Below are 19351 nucleotides of genomic sequence, written 5' to 3' on the forward strand. Positions count from 1 at the left end.
CGATGGCCTCCCGCAAGCGACCCACCGGCTCCAACCAGGACGATCTCTTCAACCCCGAGATCGAACTCCTGCTGCCGGCTCGGCTTGCCATTGACGGCAAGGTGCTGGGAAGCCCTGTGCGCCAGTTGGCTGTTCCGGCGCGGCGCGTGCGTTGCCGACTGCGCCCCTTCGCCATCCGCCGCGTCAATGGTCACGAGACGACCCTGGAATCCGGCGAGATTCTGAAGGTCATCAGCGCGAAGACGGCCACGCCATTGGAAGCCGATCTCATTCTCCTTGTGCCCGGCGCAACGGAGCCGGAACGGATCGCCGCGGCGCTCGAACTGGGTGAAGGCCGGTGGATGAATGTACCGCCCACCAGCATCGACACGCTGGATCGTTCCGCGCGCAGCGAGCGCCTGAAGGCTGTCTCCGCTTCCTGGATCGACGCGATTCATCTGCGCGAGGGGCGAGCCGCGGCGGACGGCCAGCCGGCGCAGCCTGGCTTGCGGCGTCCACAGGTCGGCGCGCTTCATGCCGCGCTTGCCCACGCGACGCGATCGACGGATCCGGCCACCATCGTCATGCCGACGGGCACGGGCAAGACCGAGACAATGCTGGCGCTCAATGCCAACCGGCGGTTCGAACGCCTGCTGGTGGTGGTGCCGACCGACGCGCTACGCGAGCAGATCGCGGGCAAATTCGAGACCTTCGGCGTCCTGAAACAGCAGAAATGCCTCGATGAGACCGCAGCCTTCCCTTTGGTCATGCGGCTCTCGCATATTCCGACCAGCCAGGCCGAAGTCGACGAAATCTTCGACACCGCCAATGTCGTTGTCACCACGATGCAGATCGCGGGCCGCGCCGAGGCACCGGTACAGGAGCAGATGGCGGCCCGCGCCTCAGCGCTCTTTATCGACGAGGCGCATCATATCGGGGCACGGACGTGGAAGTCCTTCCGCGGGCTCTTCGTCGAGCACGAGCCACCGATCCCGGTGATCCAGTTCACCGCTACGCCGTTTCGCGAGGACGGAGGCCGCGTCGATGGCGAGTTCATCTACACCTACCCGCTGAAAAAAGCGCAGCAGGAGGGCTATTTCAAGCCGATCCGCTTCGAAGCCGTCTTCGGTCTGGACCAGCCTGACGCGGACCAGGCCATCATCGACAAGCTCGGCGAAGTGCTCGCCACCGACCTGGACGCCGGCCTCAATCATCTGGCGATGGCCCGTTGCAACACGATCGAACGCGCCAAGCACCTGCACAGCCTCTATGCAGCGATCTATCCGGACTTTCGGCCAGTCATCGTCCACAGCCAGCAATCGCTGAAGGAACGGCGCGAAAATCTGGCCGCGCTACGCCGTTTTGAGAGCCGGATCATCGTTTGCGTCGATATGCTCGGCGAGGGCTTCGACCTGCCCGAGCTGAAGATCGCTGCATTGCACGATCATCACAAGAGCGTCGCGGTGACGATCCAGTTCGTCGGCCGCTTCACCCGCCAGGACCCGACGCTGGGTGATGCCACGGTGATCGCCAATACCGGCATCGACGATGTCGATCGCGCGCTGGCCAAGCTCTACGCCGAAGACGCCGACTGGAATGCGTTGGTGGAGGCGCTCAGTTCCGCAAAAATCGAACGCCAAGTTCGCCGCGCGGAGATGTTCAAGGGCTTTTCGGGGGATCTGAGCGACATTCCGCTCCAGACCCTCGAACCGAAAATGAACGCGGTCCTGTACCGGACCTCTTGCGACGCTTGGGATCCCTTTCGCGCAGAGGAACTCTACGACCCCGGCGTCTATCTCGGCATGAAGCTCAACCCGCATCAGCGGGTCGCGATCTTCGTGACTCGGGCGGAGGAGCAGGCACGCTGGACCTCCGCGCAGCAGGCGGTGAACGTCACCTGGGACCTGCACATGCTTCACTGGGATCAGGCAAGCGGCGTGCTCTATATCAGCAGTTCTGCCAAGGGGCCGTTTGACCGGCTCGCAAAGGCGGTTTGTGGCGATACGACGCGCCGCGTGGAAGGCGAGGAAGTGTTCCGCAGCCTCCACGGGTTCAAGCGGCTCATCCTGCGCAATCTCGGCCTCACCCACCATCAGGGACGAGGCGTCCGCTATTCGATGTATATGGGCGTGGATGTCGCCGATGGGCTCGACAGCGCGAAGTCCCAGTCGAGGATCAAGAACAACATCTTCGCCACCGGCTTCCTCGACGGCCTTCCTGCCTCACGTGGATGCTCGGCCAAGGGCAAGTTCTGGTCCAGCGCCAAAGTCCATGACCTGACCGACTGGGTGGACTGGTGCCAGGATGTCGGCCGCACCGTGAACGATCCCAGCATCACGACCGACGGCGTCTTCAAGAGCGCGATGCGCCCCCACCAGATCAGCCAACGACCGGCTGTTCCGCCCGTCGCGATCCATTGGCCTGAATCTCTGATCACACAGTTCGAGGAGCGGATTGAGATCTCGTTTGGCGATGTGCCGGTAACCTTCGCCGAATGCGATATCGAGTTGCTCGATAACGCGCGCACCGGGCCGCTGCGCTTCGCCGTGCGAAGCGACGACCACGCGGCCGAGTTCGAGATCGTCTTCAGCGACGGCCACGCCCGTTACCCCCAACGCGCCGGCCCCAAGGCGACGATCAAGATCGGCGGCAAGGTCCAGACGCTCTCGGAATCCTTCGGCGAGGACTCGCCTCAGATCGACTTCGGTGATGGCTCGCTTCTCATCTACAGCCATCTCTACACCCTGCCCGAGGGCGAAACGATCGAGCCGTACCCGTCAGACAAGATCGAGGCATGGGATTGGTCGAAGGCCAATATTCGCGTCGAATCGCAGGGCACGGACAAGCGCGCCGACTCTGTCCAGCGTCTGGTCATCGACACCCTGCTGGCCGACCCAGATCCCTATGACGTGATCTTCGACGATGATGGCAAAGGCGAAATCGCCGATGTCGTGGCGCTGCGCATAACCGACAGCGTCGTTTCCGTGACCCTGTACCACTGCAAATATTCAGGGGCGGATACGCCAGGTGCGCGCCTCGGAGACCTTTATGAGGTTTGCGGACAGGCTCAGAAATCCGCTCGGTGGCGCGACCGGCCAAACCGCATGCTTCAACACATGCTGCGACGCGAAAAGATGCGCCGCGACCGTGGTCTCAGTTCGCGGATCGAGCAGGGCTCAGCCGCCGCGATCAAGAAGCTCAAGGTCGGGTGGCAAGATCACCGCTTCGAGTTCGACGTCCGCATTGTGCAGCCGGGGCTATCCCGACAAGCCATCGGCGAAGAAGGCCTGCATCTGCTCGCCGGTGTCGAAACCTACCTACTCGAAACCCGCGCTATGAGGCTGAAAGTTATTGGAAATGAATGATGCCTAGGGGCATCGAAAATCTTCTTATGCTGTGAATTTTCTCAAGCCTTGGGGGCAGGCTTCGTGTCAACTTTTGGGTTCACTTTTTTATCGCGCAAAGCGCTGGGCCAGGCCGAACAGATGATGTTCGGCGGCGCGGCGGGAGTGCGCGATGAGGTTGGTTTCCTCATCGTCCACCAGCGCTATGCCGATCACTTCTTCCCCGGCACATCGGTTCTGCACACACGGCTGCGCTACGCGCTTCTCATCCCCTGGCTTTACCAAAGCCTGCGGACGAAACGCCCTGTTCCCAAGGATTTTGGCCAAGCCTTTTCTGATCTCGAACATGAGCTGACCGGCCGGCTCAAATATGTCGAGGGCGTGGGCGGCGAGAAGGATGGCGTGATCGGAGGAGAGGTCTTCCCCCGCACGATCAGTCAGCCGCCAGCCTATGTCTATTGGACGGCGCTCACCAAATGGGGACTGATCGGCGCCCGCCCCGATGGCCGGCCGTGGAGCCGCCCGGACATGGCGAAGCTCCTGGCAGCGTCCAGCAAGCGCGCGCACCATGACGATGACGGAAAGCCCCTAGAAACAGTCGCCTGGCCCATCTCGGGGCTGATCGATGCACCCAAGGACTGGGATTCTTGGGGTGACTGGAATGACCGGTATTCCCAGGATGACCAAGGAAAACTAGCGCTCGACCTTTCACCCCCAGAGCAGATCTATCTCGCGACCAAACTTCGCGCCGTTCGCTCGCCGACCGATCCAAGTGAGCCGTCGCTCTTGTCGAAATTGGTTGGAAAACCACTAGGCGGGGCAGATCACTGCTGGGACAACGAAATCCTAACCCTCGCCGGCAGGGAAGCCGCCATGCTGAAGCGGGCCGGCCAGGCTGCCGCGCTTTCGGCCATCGGCAGGGCGATCTATGCGGCTCAGGTCGAGACGCTCAAGGAAACCCGCGACAAGCGACCACAGCCAAATTTGCACCGCGCCGAACTGAACGACGCGATCGAGCAATGGGGCAAGCAGGCCGCTCGGCTGGATATGGACCTGTTTCTCGCCGAAATCGGCCACCTCCCGCCTGCGGTGGAGGGTGTGTTGAAAGAAACTTCGGCCTGGGTCAGGGCGAATGGCAAGGACCCCATGCAGCTTCTCGAGGTGTACGCGCGGGCGGAAGTCAGCAGGAAAGACAATCGCGCGCGTCTCGCCAGCAATCAGTTCGGCGTCGACCGGCGTATGGAATGGCAAGGCGAGCACCATGGCCGCGCCGAGCCGCTCCATTATCGCTGGGGGAATGTGAAGCGGCTCCTGCGCGATCTGGAAGACGTCGCATGAGCGATCCTCAGGCATGGTCCGGTCAACCCTATCTCGACGAGATGCGGCCTGGGCGACTGGAGACGGTCAAGCTCGCATTGTTTGCGACCTACTCAGTCGATCTGTCGGCGGTCGCGGCGGCGTTGCTCGCCCTGATTGCTCGCAACAATGACAAGGGCAGCGGCACGGCGGTCGATTTTGCCGAGGCGATAGACAAGCTGCGCGATCGCGTCAGGATCATAATCCAGCGCGGTCGGATAGCGCGGCCGATAGCGCTTCCCCGTATCGCGGGCATCCTCGATCAGTTCATCGTCGAGCAGCCTTACGATGAACGAGAGCGCAGCTGGCATCCAAAGATTGCTTTGGTCGCCTACAACGGTCCCAAAGGGGAAACCCGCTGGAAGCTCTGGATTGGCAGCCGGAACCTCACCCGATCGCAGGATCTCGACGCGGGCGTTTTGCTGGACGGCAGCGAAAAGCGCGCGAAAGGACGAGTTCGGCTCCCAGGCATCGGAGCACTCGGGGCCACTCTCGCGCGCTCCGCGTCGCGCAAGGATGCCGATGGCATCGCGGAGCAACTGGAGGCGGTCTGGTGGGATGCCCCAGACGGGTTTCAGCTGCGCAGCCTGCTCAATGGACTGGATGGAGGCGTTGCCCTGCCATCGGAACCACCAGCCGGCGCGGTCGATGGCATAACGATCATCAGTCCGTTCTTGTCGCCCGATTTTCTGAAGAAGGCAGGCAACTGGGGGACGGCTGCTTCCAGAACGCTGATTTCGTCGATGCCGGCCCTCACAGACATGGCGAGGCGGCCCGGCAAGCCGCTGGCCGGATTCTCCAAAATCCTCGCCTATGCTGCGCCAGACGTGCTCGCTGACGAAGCTCCGCTCGCGCTGCCAGGCGTCGAGCCCGCGCCCGAGGATGATGCGGAGCCGGTCCCCCTTGCTCTGCATGCCAAGATTTTTTGCTTCCACTCGGGCGAGAAGACCATCTTGAGGGTCGGGAGCGCCAATGCGACCGAGAGGGCCTGGTCGGGGCGCAACGCGGAAATCATGGTCGAACTCGAGGCCGGCGAAGCGTTCGCCTCCGGCCTGGCATTCCTGATCGGTAAAGCGACGCCGGTCACCATCGAGGAGCTCGCCGTCGCCGATCCGCCCAGCACGAGCGCGGCCGATGCCCTGGAAGAGTCGCGCAAAGTGCTGATGGCATCCTGGAACCCGGTTCTGCGACGCGACGGGGAACGCTTCTCGATCGATGCGGGGGCAGTTCCCTCGCTTGCCTATCACGAGCACGTGCTGCACGCCGGACCTGCAAATGGCGACCTGCTGGCTTGGCCGACCGACGCCATCCGCCTCGATCTTGGCACGATCCCCTTGTCACTCCAGTCCGCCTTCATTCAGGCTCGGATCAGCGGCCCGGACGGCGCTTTGCGATGGATGCAGCGTGTCACCGTCGATCCGCCTCTCGAAGAGCAGCGTGATCTGGCCGCGCTGGCCAGCCACATGGGGCTTCGTGCATTTCATGACTGGATGCGCGCGATGCTCAGCGGCGACACACTGCCCATCGGCGGTGGCGCATGGGATGAAGACGCCGGGGTGCAGAGCAACCGCCCCCAGAGCCTGGGATACGACCGCCTCACGCTCGAGGATATCCTCACGGCTTGGGCACGCGACCGCAAAGCGTTCGGTCGGGCCGATCGTCATTTTGCGCCCTATGTCGACGCCCTTCTCGCCCACGGTGAGAATCTGAGCGAAAGGGAGAAAGCTGACTTGAACGAACTCGCGCAGATCTGGGCCATCGCGCGGACCCAGCTTGCCTCATGAGCGCCAGATCGAAACCCTTCCAGGCCGCAACGGTCAGGGCTGCAACGGCCGCGCTGTCAGGAGGCAACCCGCTACGCCGGTTCCTGGTCGCGGACGAGGTCGGCCTCGGCAAAACCGTCGTCGCCCGTGACACGCTGGCAGCCCTGGCGAGCAAAGCGCGCAAGTTCACGGTCTATTATATTACGAGCGGGCTCAAGGTCGCGGACCAGAACAAGGTCGAGCTGCTCCGGTTCCTCGACAAGAACGAAGCCAAGGACGCACTCTCCACCATCGACCGCGTCGGCCTCATTCCGTTTGAGGAACGGCGCAAGGGGAAGATACGGCTCTACGCCTTTACGCCCACCACATCATTCTCCAGTTCGCAGCGCCTCTACGGCGGAAAGGCTGTCGAGCGTGCGTTCATCAAGCTCCTGTTGGATGAGCTATACCCCGGCCTGACCGATGCCTTTCCTGAAGGCTATATCGAATATGGCGCGACCTCCGGCTGGCCATGGGCGTGCGAGGAAGCTCAGGGCAAATTCGACAACGTCTCCGCCCTCTTCAAGACGGCCTATGGCCGAGCGCTACGCACGGAATTTGGCAAGCCGGCCCGCGAGAACATTCTGCGTGCGATCGCGACGAGCAAATATGGTCAGAGCTTGGGCCGGATGCGAAAGGCGCTAGCTCAAGCCGCTTTGGATTCCGCCCCGCCCGACCTCGTGATTTTCGACGAGTTCCAATGCTATCGCGAGTTGCTCGACGCAGGCACGGATAACCCTTTAGCGCGCCAACTGCTGGCGGGTAACGATGGAGAGGCGCCGCCGCCGATCCTCCTCCTGTCCGCCACGCCCTACCGCTTCTATGCGGAGCGCTGGGAAAGCGGCGTTGGAGCCGCTCCCCATGTCGAATTTTTCAAGATTATCGAGTTTCTGGGCGGGTCGGCTGCACGCGCTGAGGCCGAAACCCAATTTCGTCGGTTTGGTGATCTCTTGCATTTGATCGGTCATCTGCCGCCCGACAGTCGGCAGGCGGCGATCGAAGAGGCCCAAGCCCTCAAGCATCATCTGGAGACGCTCCTCACACCGCTCATGTCGCGGACCGAGCGCCCGGTTTCCGACCATGCCGGAGAGCCTGCGCCGCCCTCCGTAAGGATCGAGCCGCACGATCTCGACGTCTATCGCCATTTTACCGACCACGTATCGCCGAAGCTCGCAGGCAGCGCGGTCAGCTATTGGCTTTCAGTGCCGCTCCCTGCGCAGGCGCTGGGGGACCGTTATCAGATTTCTCGCGATATAGACTTTCCCGCCACGCGCAGCGTTCCCCGCCTCGGGGTCACCAATTGCTTCAAGCCGCCAAAGGATGGCTGGGGAAGCGCCAAGCTCCGAGCCCTCAATAGCCTTGTACCGACAGAGGTGCTTGCGCTCCCTTGGGTGTTGCCATCGCTGACCTGGTGGACGCCTTCAGGCCCATGGGCGAAGATGACGCAATCGCCCAAGATGCTGATCTTCAGCAGGTTCAGAGCAACACCACAAAGTCTGGCAGCCCTCGTCAGCCTCGAGGTCGAGCGCAAATGCGTTGGAAAGAGCAATCTTCCCTACACCGCCGCGTGGAAGAAGCGGCACCTTAACCCGAAGCCTAACCAAGGCCCCACGCTCGCCCTGTTTCACCCAAGTCCTTTCCTAATCCGAGCTGTCGATCCCCTCAATGTGAAGGGGAAGACGACCGTGAAGCAGATCAGAGCCAGGACGCGGCAGCAGATTATTAGGGCGCTGCCCGCGTCAATCGCGCCCGAGGCGCCGAATGCGCGCAGCAACCGGCGGCGCAAACCGGCCTGGGCGATCCTCGCGGCCATAGAACGCGCGCAGAAGGCGCCGCTGGCGCGGGAGTTCGCAGCGGTCCAGAAGAGCTGGGGCCGGGTCGCGCCGAAGGACGCAACGCTTCAAACCTTGCTCAAACAGCGCCAAGAGGCCGACCCGATTACCTGGCTGAGCCGATGGGAACTCGACGCCCTGGTCGATATGGCTCTCGGCGCTCCCGGGGTCGTGACGGGCCGAGCACTCTATCGCCACCTTCCAGAGCTTTTCGATTTCCAGGAGCAGCATTTCGCGCGGCTTGTGAACTTCTGCTGGACGCGGCTGCGCACCTATCTGGACCGCCCTGTTTTCTGGTCTGTTTTGCCCGGCGAAGACGCGACGCAGAAATATCAGAATGCGTGCGTTGATGGCTGCTTGGAAGCCGTCCTGGATGAACATTTCTGGCTACGCAAATCCAAGGTCAACCCCGATGGGCTGATTGAGGACTTGTCGGCCGCGCTCGCAGCAAACGTCGGCACCTTCGGGTTCAAGGGCGCGAAGAAAAAGGACAAGATCCGTATCCGCTGTCACGCCGCGGTGCCGTTTGGCGGCACCGAGACGGAGACGCATCGACAGGACCATGATGTCGATGAACCGCCACCAGCGCGCTCTGAGGAAATCCGCAGCGCGTTCAATACACCGTTCTGGCCCCACGTCCTGGCGACGACCTCCGTCGGACAGGAAGGTCTCGACTTTCATAGCTGGTGCGACAGGCTCGGCCACTGGGATCTTTGTTCCAGCCCGGTTGACCTGGAGCAACGAGAAGGCCGCGTTCAGCGCTTCGGTGGGCTGACTGTGCGGCAACCACTCGCCCGAAAGCTAGGCGAACAAGCCTTGGCGCAGGCACGAGGCCAAGCATCGTCACCATGGGACATCATCGCACGCCACGCCGACAAGGCGTTCGCGGATGACAAAACCGGCCTCAGCCCGTGGTGGACGATGGAAGGCGCAGATCTAAAGCGGCATTTGTTCGCGCTTCCCCAAAGTCGCGACATTGATCGGTTCGCGAAGTTGCGGACGCAAAGGCTGCTCTATCGCCTTGCTTTGGGACAGCCGGACCAGGAGGACCTGGTCGAGCTGTTGACGCATCACGATGTGGAAACGACGCGGTCGCTGCAGGCGTTGACCCTCGATCTGTCCGCATTCTCAAGAGAGAAGCGCCTCGATGAATAGCGGGCGTGCCGGCCGGCGCTCCCGGCACGCCCGTCCTGTTCATGCGGGGCAAGCAGCCCCTCACGCGGCCGGATCATATGACGACCGGCCTAGTGGGCTTCATGCGGGTTCGCCGCCATTCCCACCACCATGCTTGATCCGCCCCACCGTGCGGCTTCTCCCATGGTCCCCGCGCTTATCGGGTCCGGGTCCCCATTCTGTTCAGGCGCCCGGCGCTTCCCCGATCGGGCCGAGCGTGTCGATCTCGGCGATCTTCTGAAACTCGCTGAGATAGTCCTGCTGGTAGGTGGCCAGCCAGCGAACCACTCGGTTGTTCGCGAGGAGCTTAGCGATGTATCCGCGCGCAACGGTCAGATGCAGGTTGTCGATGCCGTAGGTTTCCTCGACCGATTTCACCTGAGTTTGAAGCGTCGCCAGCTCGCGCTCCATTCGGGCAATCTGTTGACCCGAAGGCGTCGGCTTCCCGGCGCCCTTGCCTTTCTTGGTCGTAGCGAGCTGGTTCTCGGAGGTGGCTGCGCGCAGAGCGCGGGCAAACATGACCGTAAAATTGTTCTGACCGATCATCAGATCGGCGGCTTCGATCTGCCTGACCGCCGTCATTTGACGCAGAATGTCGAACACCTTCATCGAGCAAGGCGTGTCCTTCAGCATCTCTGCGGCCTCCGGGCTGATCCCCTCCAGAAGCCGGAAACGCCGCAGCACGGACTCGACCTGAAGGTTCAGGGCGGCGGCGATGTCGGCGGATGACACGCCCCGATCCATCGCGCGCGCGATCATCCGATGTTCCTGGATCGGGGGGATGCGGTTGACGCGCTTGTTATAGGTATAGGTGTCGTCGTCAGCGGCAAGCAGGCATTCGACCTCGGCGATGCCGAGTTCTTTCAGTGCCTCCAGCCGCAGATGGCCGTCCAGAAGGAACCAGGTTCCGGCGTTCTTTGCGTCCGCCATGACGACGGGCGCTTCGATCAGGCCGATCGCCTTGATCGAACTCAGCACCTGCGAATAGGACCGGCTTGCCCGGGCGCCATCCGGCAACGCCTTGAGCGGAATGATCGCCGCGACGGGAATCGTCAGAAAATCCCGGTCGAAGGCGAGGTGAATACGACCGTCCTCCCGGTCTTTCGGTTCATCAGCCATGATCGTCGCCCGATACGCGGGCTTTGAGCGCCCGCGGCATGGTCGCCAACCCCTCCGCCCTCAGCAGATTGATGAAGCCATCATTGGCGAGCAGATCCTTCAGCGCCTCGACAACGAACAGCAGCCGGATCTGGGTGAAATCCGACTTCTTGACGAGGAGACGCTGCTTTTCGGCTTCGCGTTGATAGACCTGCATGAGATCGGCGGCCGTCATTCGTCGACTGCTCGTCTTCCGGCCCAAACGTCCGACAGGCAATCCTCCCTTGCGCTGACTCCGCATACGCATGTCGAGCAGGCGGCGGACGGCGGCGAGCTTCTTGCCCCTGAGTTTCCCGGTCTCATAGGCGTCGAGAAGCAGATTCTGCGCCTCTTCCGTCTCGGCCTTGGAAATCTCCATCGCCAAGGTGATCGGAATGAGTCCGGTTTCGACCGCGGCCACCAGCCGCTCCTCGCCGCGCTCAAGGAGCGAAGCGATCATGTTTACCCAAGATGCCCCGACGCCGATCTTCTCGGCGATGGTCGCATCGCTATAGCCGCGGGCCCGTAGAGCACCGATTTCACGCATAAGGTCGATGGGGCGCGGCGTGCGTCGTGCGATATTCTCGACCAGGCTCATCACGAGGCATTCGCTCTCGCTGGCCTCGATCACCACGGCCGGAATCTCAGTCTGGCCCAGCATCTGGAAGGCTTCCAGCCGGCCTTCACCGCAGACCAGATCATATCTTGGGCCGCCAGCCCCATCACGGCGGCTCACCGTGATCGGCCGCTTGAGGCCGATGGCCTCGATGTTGTTCACGATCTCCCGATGCTGGCGCTTGTTTCGCGCGCGTGGGTTCAGAACCGTGATCCGGGAGATGGGGATCATTTCGATCCGGTTCGGTCGAACGGCAGGCATCAGGCAGCCTCCGCAAGAGGAATGGGCGTAGCGATGTCGTAGAGAAGGTCGAGGCCGTCGAAGCGGTAGGCATCGAGCCCGAGCGCATTGTCCTCTCCCAGCCGCAGCTTTTCGGAGAGCATGTCGATGCGCGGGAACAGGTAGTAATCGAGCGGCGCGCGATTGGCGCTGTCCATCCGAACGACGATCGTGATGTCGGGCGCGAGCGAGGTATCGAAGCGCAACTGCCAGCGCAAAAGCCCGGTCGGCGTCTCGATGCACCGGGCCACCACCACGGAAAGGCTGAACTCGCCGTTGACGATCACCCGGTCGGTCTCAAGATCCTGCCAGGCAGCGCTGCCCGTAGCCTGCAATCCGTCGAGCACGCCACGGAGAATGCCGGGATGGAGCTTACGCAGCTCGCGGTTGATTTCGACGTAGCGGTAATCGCGATCCGGCGTAAAACCGACGAGGCTGTAGGCGCGAAGTAGGCTGCCAAAGCGGGAGCTGTAGGCGCTGCTGGATGGCATCCCATCGAATTCGTCGATGACGATGCCGGATAGCAAACCCCTTTTTTGGTACAGCTTCCTCAGAGATTGCAGCATCTCCTCGTCGCTCAAACGAAAGGAGCGCGCGCCGATGATGGTCCTTGCCGCCTCGAACAGTTCGCGCTCGACGACGGCCGCGAAAGCATCCTGCGCCCTGATCCACATCTCCGGATCGTTCTGGACGCGCTTTTTCTTCAGCTTGAAGGACCGGCGATTCCATACGTTGTCGCCGACGTATTTCTCATTGATCAGAATCTGGTGGACGGTCCCCCTGGTCCAGGGGCGTCCGAGATCGGTCGGAATGCCCCGTTCATTGAGATCAGCCGCAATTTCCCGCTCGCTGTATCCCTGATGGACGAAGGCCCGGTAGATGCCGCGCACCAGATCGACTTCTTCCGCCGGGCCAAGCGTTAGGATCACCCGATCGGTCTGGATGCTCTTTTGCTCACCCCGTTCGAGGAGGCCCTTGGTGGCGCCATGCTCGTCGATCAGGGTCCGTCGCAGGCCGAATCCTGCCGGCCCACCCTGACGATAGCCCTTCTCGATCAGCCGGCCCTGACCCGCGAACACCTTGGTTGAGAGTTCACGGCTGTTGACCTGAGACCCTAATCTCCTCCGGTCTATGGTAGAGTCCTGGGTTTCGTTTGTGGCCTCATGCGGCCTGTTTTTCCAGCGTGGATTTCATTGCGAACTCGACCGGCGCCATGTTGCCGAGTGCCTGATCGCGATCACCAGCGCGCCCGGCTTCGCCCCCTTCAGCGCCGCCGCCGAAGGCCGCCGCACCGCCAGCACCACGTCCGCGTCCTTCACCGCCGCCGCGCCGTCCCCGACAACGCTCGCCCCCGCTCCCTCATACTCCCCGTCGCCAATCCCGGACGCCAGGCCAGCACCCGAAGCCACAACAACCTCAGCTCCAAGGCCAATATAACGCCGTACCGTGTCGGGCGTGCCCCCGACGCGCAGTTCGACCGACGGATCTTCCTTCACTATCGCCAAGCGCATCGCCTTCCTCCCACGAAGGTCATTAGCCGGTTATTCTTCGCCAGGTTGTTTTCTGGAGGCGTCTTCCCGGGTCATGGCGGCCGGCGGTTCGCCGGCAGGCCGGATGACCGCCGGAAGCGGGGAAAAATCCACCGGCTCCGCGACGAGGACGCGCCTTCCTGATCCTGTGCGTTTCCATATTGGTATACAGAATTCCGCATGCCAGCAAGCCGAATTCCACGACTCCGGCACGCCCGGCGCACCGAAAATCGACCCGCCAATCGATCCCGTATTATTTCCTCCGGAACGCGCTTGTGATCCCCCGCGTCGCGAAAGAGACACGCTGCGGTGCAAGATAACATCCGGAAGACACAGCCATTCTTTTCGTTCATATGAGGACGCGCCGGTGCCTGCATCGGCTGGGGCCACGACGGAGGAAATCATGGTAAGCAAGCGGGAACGCGCAACGAAGATCGTGGCGACGCTGGGACCGGCATCTTCGAGCCCGGAGATGATCAAGGCCCTCTACGAGGCCGGGGTCGACGTCTTCCGGCTCAACTTCAGCCACGGCACGCAGGAGAACCATGGCCGCGTGCTCGGCGCCGTCCGCGCGCTGGAGAAGGAGGTCGGCCGGCCGATCGGCGTGCTCGCCGACCTGCAGGGCCCGAAGCTGCGTCTTGGCCGCTTCGTCGACGGCTTCATCAATCTCACCGCCGGCACCACCATCCGCTTCGACACCGACACGGCGCCGGGCGACGAGAAGCGCGTGCCGATCCCGCACCCGGAAATCCTCGAGGCCCTGCACGAGGGCTCGACCGTGCTGCTGGACGACGGCAAGGTGCGTGTGCGCGTCGTCAAGAAAGGCAACGGCTATATCGAGGCCGAGGTCATCGCCGGCAACAAGCTTTCCAACAACAAGGGTTTCAACGTCCCCGACGTGCTGCTGCCGGTCTCGGCTCTCACCGACAAGGACCGCTCCGACCTGTTCTTCGCGCTCGACCTCGGCGTGGAATGGATCGCCCTCTCCTTCGTGCAGCGCCCCGAAGACGTGATCGAGGCCAAGGAGCTGATCCAGGGCCGCGCGCAGGTGAACCTCAAGCTGGAGAAGCCGCAGGCGGTCGAGCACCTCACCCGCCTCACCGAGCTCTCCGACAGCATCATGGTGGCGCGCGGCGACCTCGGCGTGGAGCTGTCGCTTCCCGAGATTCCGGCGCTGCAGAAGCGCGTGATCCGCGAATCCCGCCGCCTCGGCAAGCCGGTGATCGTGGCGACGCAGATGCTGGAATCGATGATCAGCGCCCCGGTGCCGACCCGCGCCGAGGTATCCGACGTCGCCACCGCCGTCTATGACGGTGCCGATGCGGTAATGCTCTCGGCCGAGAGCGCCGCCGGCCAGTATCCGGTCGAGGCGGTGGCGATGATGGACCAGATCATCAAGCAGGTGGAGCGCGATCCCGGCTACCGCGCCATCATCGAATCGCAGCGTCCGGACGCCGGCCATTCGGTCGCCGACGCGGTGACGCAGGCCGCCTATCAGGCCGCCCTGTCGATCGATGCCGCCGCCATCGTCACCTATACGCTTTCCGGCACGACGACGCTGCACGCGGCGCGCGAGCGCCCGCGCATCCCGATCGTCGGCATCGCCAGCCAGCTCTCCACCGCCCGCCGGCTGGTGATGTCCTACGGCGTGCATGTCGTGCACGCGCCGGAAGAGATTCACACCTTCGGCGAAATGGCGACCAAGGCGACGCAGGTCACGGTGGAGCATGGCTTCGCCAAGGAAGGCGACAAGATCGCCATCACCGCCGGCGTGCCCTTCGCCACTCCCGGCACGACCAACGTGCTGCGCCTCGTCACGGTCGACAAGTCGATGGCGACGCGCAAGCCGCGCCCCGAGGACAAGACCGACACGCTGCGCCCGCGCGCGGCGGCCAAGAGCGCCGGTGGGGCAGCGGTCCGCTCCATGCCGGTGGCCGACAAGGCCGACTAGCCTCGCCACGATTCGCCCCCACCATGCGCGGGGCGCCTCGCCGATGCAGAAAAGGCCCGCCGGAGAGCGGGCCTTTTTCATATCTCGGTCGCGGTGGATGGAGCCACGCAGGCGAAGCCTCAGGGCAGCATCACCACCGGTGTGCCGACGCCGACGCGGCCGTAGAGATCGATGATGTCGTCATTGTGCATGCGCACGCAGCCATAGGAGGCGAAGGTGCCGATCGAGCGCGGCCGGTTGGTGCCGTGGATCGCATACTGCCCGCCGCCGGTGAGCGTCATGGCGCGCGCGCCCATCGGGTTGTCCGGCGCTCCGCCGGCGATGACGGCCGGCAGCTTCGGGTTGTCGCGCTTGATCTCGTCGGGCGGCGACCAGGCCGGCTCGACATATTTGCGTTCGATTCGCGCCTGCCCCTGCCACTGCTTGCCGCGCTTGCCCACCGCGACAGGATAGCGAAGCGCCTGCCCCTGGCCGAGAACGAGGTAGAGCCGACGCTCCTTCGTGCTGACGACGATGGTGCCCGGCCGGTATTCCGGCTTGTCGAACGGCACCGTCTCACGCGCCTGAAGGCTCGCGGGCACAAGAAGCTGCGCAGCCATCACGGCCAGGCAGAAAGACTTCCAACGCAACATGGTCCAGCCCCTGCGAACGATGATGGTCGGGTGATACCAGAATTGCGGAGGCCTCGCCGCATCGGCGGGCATGACGTACCGCACCGACAGAGTTTTCGCGCCATTTTTGCAACAGTACCCGAAAAGTCGAGATACAACCGGCGCGGCGAACCGCGTTCAATTGCACGTGTGCTCAGGAACGGCTATTTTCAGTCTTGAAGACCTCGGTTCCGCCGACGGCCCGCTCTTCGTCTCGCAATAGAAGGTAATTGCGCATGCTCAAGTCTCTGCTCGTCGCTTCCGCGTCGCTCCTCATGGTGGGCGCTGCGCTGGCCGCCGACCTCCCCCGTCCGGAGCCGGTTCAGGAAACCGCTGCCCCCATCGGCAAGGCCCCGATCGGCAAGGCGCCGGTTGGCAAGGCTCCCGAGCCGATCTACACCAAGGGCTGATTGGGCATCGAGCCCGCACCTCGATGTCGCGTCGTGCTTGACATGACCGCGGCGGGCTCGTTCCTGCACGCGTTCGGATCGAGAAGCGACAAGGTGTTGGCATGAAAATGCTCCCGATAAATGCAAAGCGCCACTGCGCCGCAGTGGCGCTTTGTGCGTTCACGGCGTTTTTCGCCGGCCTCGGCCCGGCGGCTGCCATTATCGACAGCGCCAACGCCACGCCGGCGGAAAGCACGACCGGCCAGAAGCCGGCTGCCAAGCCGAAGCCCGCCGCCACGGCGAAGAACTCCGCCCAGGGCGCCACAACGGCCGCAACCGCCACGCCGGCGGCTCCGGGTCCCTATTATGTGGATTTCCGCGCGCGCACCGCGGCTTCCTACGGCCATGCCTTCATCTGGTTCGGCAAGTCGACCCAGCGTGAGGTGGAGGTCGCCGGCCTGCATCCCGCCACCGACAGCCCGGTTCCCTATGTGCTCGGGCACATGATGCCGGTGCCGTCCGAAACCGGGGCCAGCTATGGCGATCTCGACGAGCAGTATCTGACGGCGAATTACCGCGTCTATCTCTCCGAGGAGGACGCGCCGAAGGTCTTCGCCTATATCCAGAAGCTGCAGAAGAACACGCCGTTCTGGAACGCGACGACCACCAACTGCACCTGGTTCATCGGCCAGATCGCCAGCTTCATGGGCCTCAAGACGCCCTGGCACCTGCTGGTGCCGGAGGATTACGTCAACGAGCTCAAGAAGATGAATGGCGGGCGTGAAGTCGCGACCCTTTCCGCCGACAAGTGACCCGACTATCCGGCCACGCGCCGTCCTGAGGCGATTCGTGGCCGGATAATTCCGGGCCCGGCAATGCCGGCTGCCCCTTCCCCAATCTCCACCCTATTCCGCATCGAGAGCACCGATGCCGCAGCCCGCCGCCCTCCTTCCGCAGGCTCCGGCGGCGCCCGGCCGCGTGACGTGCCTCGACGGGCTGCGCGGCGTCGCCGCCTGCGCGGTGGTGGCGTTCCATTTCTTCTACGCTTTCACGCCCGGCCGCTTCGCCGACAAGGCACGGACCAGCTTCTCGCTTTTCGACACGCCGCTCGCCGTGTTCTGGAACGGCCATTTCGCGGTCGCGGTGTTCTTCGTTCTCTCCGGCTTCGTGCTGGCCGCCTCGGCGCCGACGGGCCCGCGCGCCGCGCCGCTGGCGATCGGTCTGCGCTATCTGCGCCTCGGCGTGCCCGCGCTGGCCTCCTCCATCCTCGCCTGGGCATGGCTCACCGGCTTCCCTGATGCCGCGCGCGACGCGCAGGCGATCAGCGCCAGCCCCTGGTTCCGCTGGACCTACCAGCCGCCGATTCCCCCGCTCGGACAGGCGATCTGGGAGGGCGCCGTCGGTGTCTTCCTGAACGGCACGACCCGCTTCAACAACCCACTCTGGACGATGCAGGCGGAGTTCCTGGGCTCCATCCTCATCTACGGTTCCTATGCCGTGCTGAAGGGCCGCGCCCGGCCGCTCGCCATGGCGGCCGGCCTCGTCGGCTTCGCAGCACTGGGGCTGTTCTACCTCTCCGCCTTCTGCGGCGGCGCGCTGGTGCATGAAGCGCGCGGTCGGCTGCGCGACCATGCGACGGGCGGCACGGCCGCCGGCATCGCGGGGCTCGTTCTCGGTGCCACGATGCCCGGCCATGCCGGCGGCGACGGCCTGTTGCCGACGCTGGCCTCCTGGCTTGGCGCCGATGGCGCGCGGCAGGCCGGCGCGATCCTCACGCTCATAGCGGTGCTGATCACCCCTCCGGTGCGCCGCTTCTTCGAGACGGCACCGCTGCAGCGGCTCGGGGAATTGTCCTTCCCGATCTATCTCGTGCACGTGCCGCTGATCGTGGCGCCGGCCTCCGCGATCTTCGCCGCCTTCGCGCCGCTGTCGCCGGTCGCCCTCGCCGGGCTGTTCATCGCCACTGGGCTCGCCACGCTGGCGCTCGGCCAGCTCTTTCTGGTGACGGTGGAAAGGCCGCTGCTGGCTGCCCTCAGGGCGGTCCGCAAGCGTGGACGCGCACGCCGCCTCGCCGCCTCCTGAGCCGCCGACCTGACGCTTCCTATTGCGCCGGCGAGGGATAGCTGCCCGCACCCGGCACCAGCCGGACGGGATCTCCGACCGAACCGGAACCGCTCGTCGACGGGGTCGACACCGGCGGTACGCCGGGCAGGATCGGCGGCGTGGAGAAGGGAGAATTCTGCGTCGCCGACTGGACCGGCCGCGCCGGCGCCTGATCGACCACGGCGCCGGGCGGCGGCGAACCCTGAATCACCGTCGCACGTGAGGAGGGGGCGAGTTGCGCAGAGCCGGCGGGACCGGGCACCTGCGGATACCCCTCATAGGGATCGACGAGATTGCCCTGCGGCTGCCCCGACTGATAAACCGGCTCGGGCTGCGGCACGGCGCTGCCATAGCGCGGGCGCGAGCGGCGGCGCGGCGCGGGAGCGGCCGAAACCGGCGCACTCGCCTCTTCGGGCCCCATCCAGCCGTCCAGCACCGTACCGTCGCCCTGCAGGCCGGACGGATAGGCGAGCGGCCCGCCAATGCGGCCGAGGCCTTCCGGCTCGCCCATCGGGCGGCCATAGGGCTGCCAGATATAGGGAAGGAAGTAGCCGTTGATCGAATAGCGGTACATCACGCGCAGGAGGTCCTGCTCGCTGGCGCCGATCTGGCACAGGCGCAGCCGGATGGAGAGCACGCCACGGTCGCGCAGGAAGAAATTCATCGGCACCTGCGACTGGATGCGCTGCCAGCCATAGATGCACAGCTCGCCACCGCCGGCATTGCCGATCGCGTAGTTGAACGGCCCATAACGGTTCTGGACGAAGTAATTCGAGACGTACATCGATACGCCGGGCATGCGATCAAGCATTTCCTGCTCGACGACTTCTTCGTTGAGAAAATCGTCCGCCCGCAGGTTCTCCCAGCCGGTGCGTTCCTTCACCGGCCCGAAGAAGACGGTGTAGATCGCGTTCTGCCCGCGCGAATGGGAGTTGGTCCCGAGGATGATCTCCTGCTCGATGGCGTTGAGGTAGGTGGTCTGCACCACCGCCACCACAGGCGGGGTCGAACCGGGCTCCGGCAGCACCAGAGCGTCGGCGACCTCCACCTCCTTGGCAAGGTTTGCCACCTTCGGATCCTGTCCGCGCCAAGGATAAACGCCGCAGCCCGCCGCCAGAAGGGCAACGGACGCGACCAGGCACACGGAGAGAGATTTGCGCGTGGTCCGTCCCGTCATGGCCCCTTCAAACACTCGCGCTGGCGGATAAGCG

Annotated in this window: 14 protein-coding genes; 8 read left to right on the forward strand and 6 right to left on the reverse strand. The window is 64.0% G+C overall.

Going from position 1 to position 19351, the window contains the following annotated elements:
* Positions 1-2 precede the first annotated feature (2 nt).
* The 4 genes from STARVERO_RS12570 (at position 3) to STARVERO_RS12585 (ending at position 9468) form a co-directional block, all read left to right on the forward strand.
* Entirely contained in the window at positions 3-3344 is a 3342-nt protein-coding gene (locus tag STARVERO_RS12570) for a DEAD/DEAH box helicase (RefSeq protein WP_159599134.1), read from the forward strand.
* A 120-nt stretch (positions 3345-3464) separates the two neighbouring features.
* The gene (locus tag STARVERO_RS12575) at positions 3465-4661 is read left to right on the forward strand and encodes a DUF6361 family protein (protein WP_244616756.1); all 1197 of its coding nucleotides are present in this window, start codon (positions 3465-3467) and stop codon (positions 4659-4661) included.
* Positions 4658-6463 carry a phospholipase D family protein gene (locus STARVERO_RS12580; RefSeq protein ID WP_159599138.1) on the forward strand — a complete coding sequence of 602 codons (1806 nt, stop codon included), beginning with the start codon at positions 4658-4660 and terminating at the stop codon, positions 6461-6463. Before STARVERO_RS12575 ends, STARVERO_RS12580 begins: the two co-directional genes overlap by 4 nt.
* The gene (locus STARVERO_RS12585) at positions 6460-9468 is read left to right on the forward strand and encodes a DEAD/DEAH box helicase family protein (RefSeq protein WP_159599140.1); all 3009 of its coding nucleotides are present in this window, start codon (positions 6460-6462) and stop codon (positions 9466-9468) included. The genes STARVERO_RS12580 and STARVERO_RS12585 overlap by 4 nt, the downstream gene beginning before the upstream one ends.
* 201 nt (positions 9469-9669) lie before the next feature.
* Here STARVERO_RS12585 and STARVERO_RS12590 read toward each other — a convergent pair whose 3' ends face one another.
* The 4 genes from STARVERO_RS12590 to STARVERO_RS12605 form a co-directional block, all read right to left on the reverse strand.
* Entirely contained in the window at positions 9670-10605 is a 936-nt protein-coding gene (locus STARVERO_RS12590; RefSeq protein ID WP_159599142.1) for a plasmid partitioning protein RepB C-terminal domain-containing protein, read from the reverse strand.
* Positions 10598-11500 carry a plasmid partitioning protein RepB C-terminal domain-containing protein gene (locus tag STARVERO_RS12595; RefSeq protein ID WP_159599144.1) on the reverse strand — a complete coding sequence of 301 codons (903 nt, stop codon included), beginning with the start codon at positions 11498-11500 and terminating at the stop codon, positions 10598-10600. Before STARVERO_RS12595 ends, STARVERO_RS12590 begins: the two co-directional genes overlap by 8 nt.
* A complete protein-coding gene (locus STARVERO_RS12600; protein ID WP_244616757.1) occupies positions 11500-12597 on the reverse strand; it encodes a recombinase family protein in 1098 nt (365 codons plus the stop codon). Before STARVERO_RS12600 ends, STARVERO_RS12595 begins: the two co-directional genes overlap by 1 nt.
* Before the next feature lie 111 nt (positions 12598-12708).
* Positions 12709-13014 carry a hypothetical protein gene (locus STARVERO_RS12605; RefSeq protein ID WP_244616907.1) on the reverse strand — a complete coding sequence of 102 codons (306 nt, stop codon included), beginning with the start codon at positions 13012-13014 and terminating at the stop codon, positions 12709-12711.
* A 436-nt stretch (positions 13015-13450) separates the two neighbouring features.
* Between STARVERO_RS12605 and pyk the strand changes: the two genes are divergently transcribed.
* Positions 13451-14998, forward strand: coding sequence for a pyruvate kinase (gene pyk, locus STARVERO_RS12610; protein WP_159599148.1), 1548 nt, complete (start codon positions 13451-13453; stop codon positions 14996-14998).
* Positions 14999-15117: 119 nt separating this feature from the next.
* On the opposite strand, the gene STARVERO_RS12615 is transcribed toward pyk, so the two are convergent.
* Positions 15118-15630: a L,D-transpeptidase gene (locus tag STARVERO_RS12615; RefSeq protein WP_144344612.1), complete on the reverse strand. Its 513-nt coding sequence runs from the start codon at positions 15628-15630 to the stop codon at positions 15118-15120.
* A gap of 254 nt (positions 15631-15884) precedes the next feature.
* Here STARVERO_RS12615 and STARVERO_RS23375 point away from each other — a divergent pair, with 254 nt between their 5' ends.
* The 3 genes from STARVERO_RS23375 to STARVERO_RS12625 all read left to right on the forward strand — a co-directional run bounded on the left by STARVERO_RS23375 (position 15885) and on the right by STARVERO_RS12625 (position 18119).
* On the forward strand, positions 15885-16058 hold the full coding sequence (locus STARVERO_RS23375; protein WP_186292032.1) for a hypothetical protein: 174 nt from the start codon (positions 15885-15887) through the stop codon (positions 16056-16058).
* A 101-nt stretch (positions 16059-16159) separates the two neighbouring features.
* A complete protein-coding gene (locus STARVERO_RS12620) occupies positions 16160-16849 on the forward strand; it encodes a hypothetical protein (RefSeq protein ID WP_159599150.1) in 690 nt (229 codons plus the stop codon).
* A 115-nt stretch (positions 16850-16964) separates the two neighbouring features.
* Positions 16965-18119 (forward strand): acyltransferase family protein, encoded by a 1155-nt coding sequence (locus STARVERO_RS12625; RefSeq protein ID WP_159599152.1) that lies wholly within the window; start codon positions 16965-16967, stop codon positions 18117-18119.
* A gap of 19 nt (positions 18120-18138) precedes the next feature.
* Here STARVERO_RS12625 and bcsN read toward each other — a convergent pair whose 3' ends face one another.
* Positions 18139-19209 (reverse strand): cellulose biosynthesis protein BcsN, encoded by a 1071-nt coding sequence (gene bcsN / locus STARVERO_RS12630; protein WP_159599154.1) that lies wholly within the window; start codon positions 19207-19209, stop codon positions 18139-18141.
* Positions 19210-19351 lie beyond the last annotated feature (142 nt).

It is taken from the genome of Starkeya nomas (assembly GCF_902703545.1).
GTDB lineage: Bacteria > Pseudomonadota > Alphaproteobacteria > Rhizobiales > Xanthobacteraceae > Ancylobacter > Ancylobacter moscoviensis.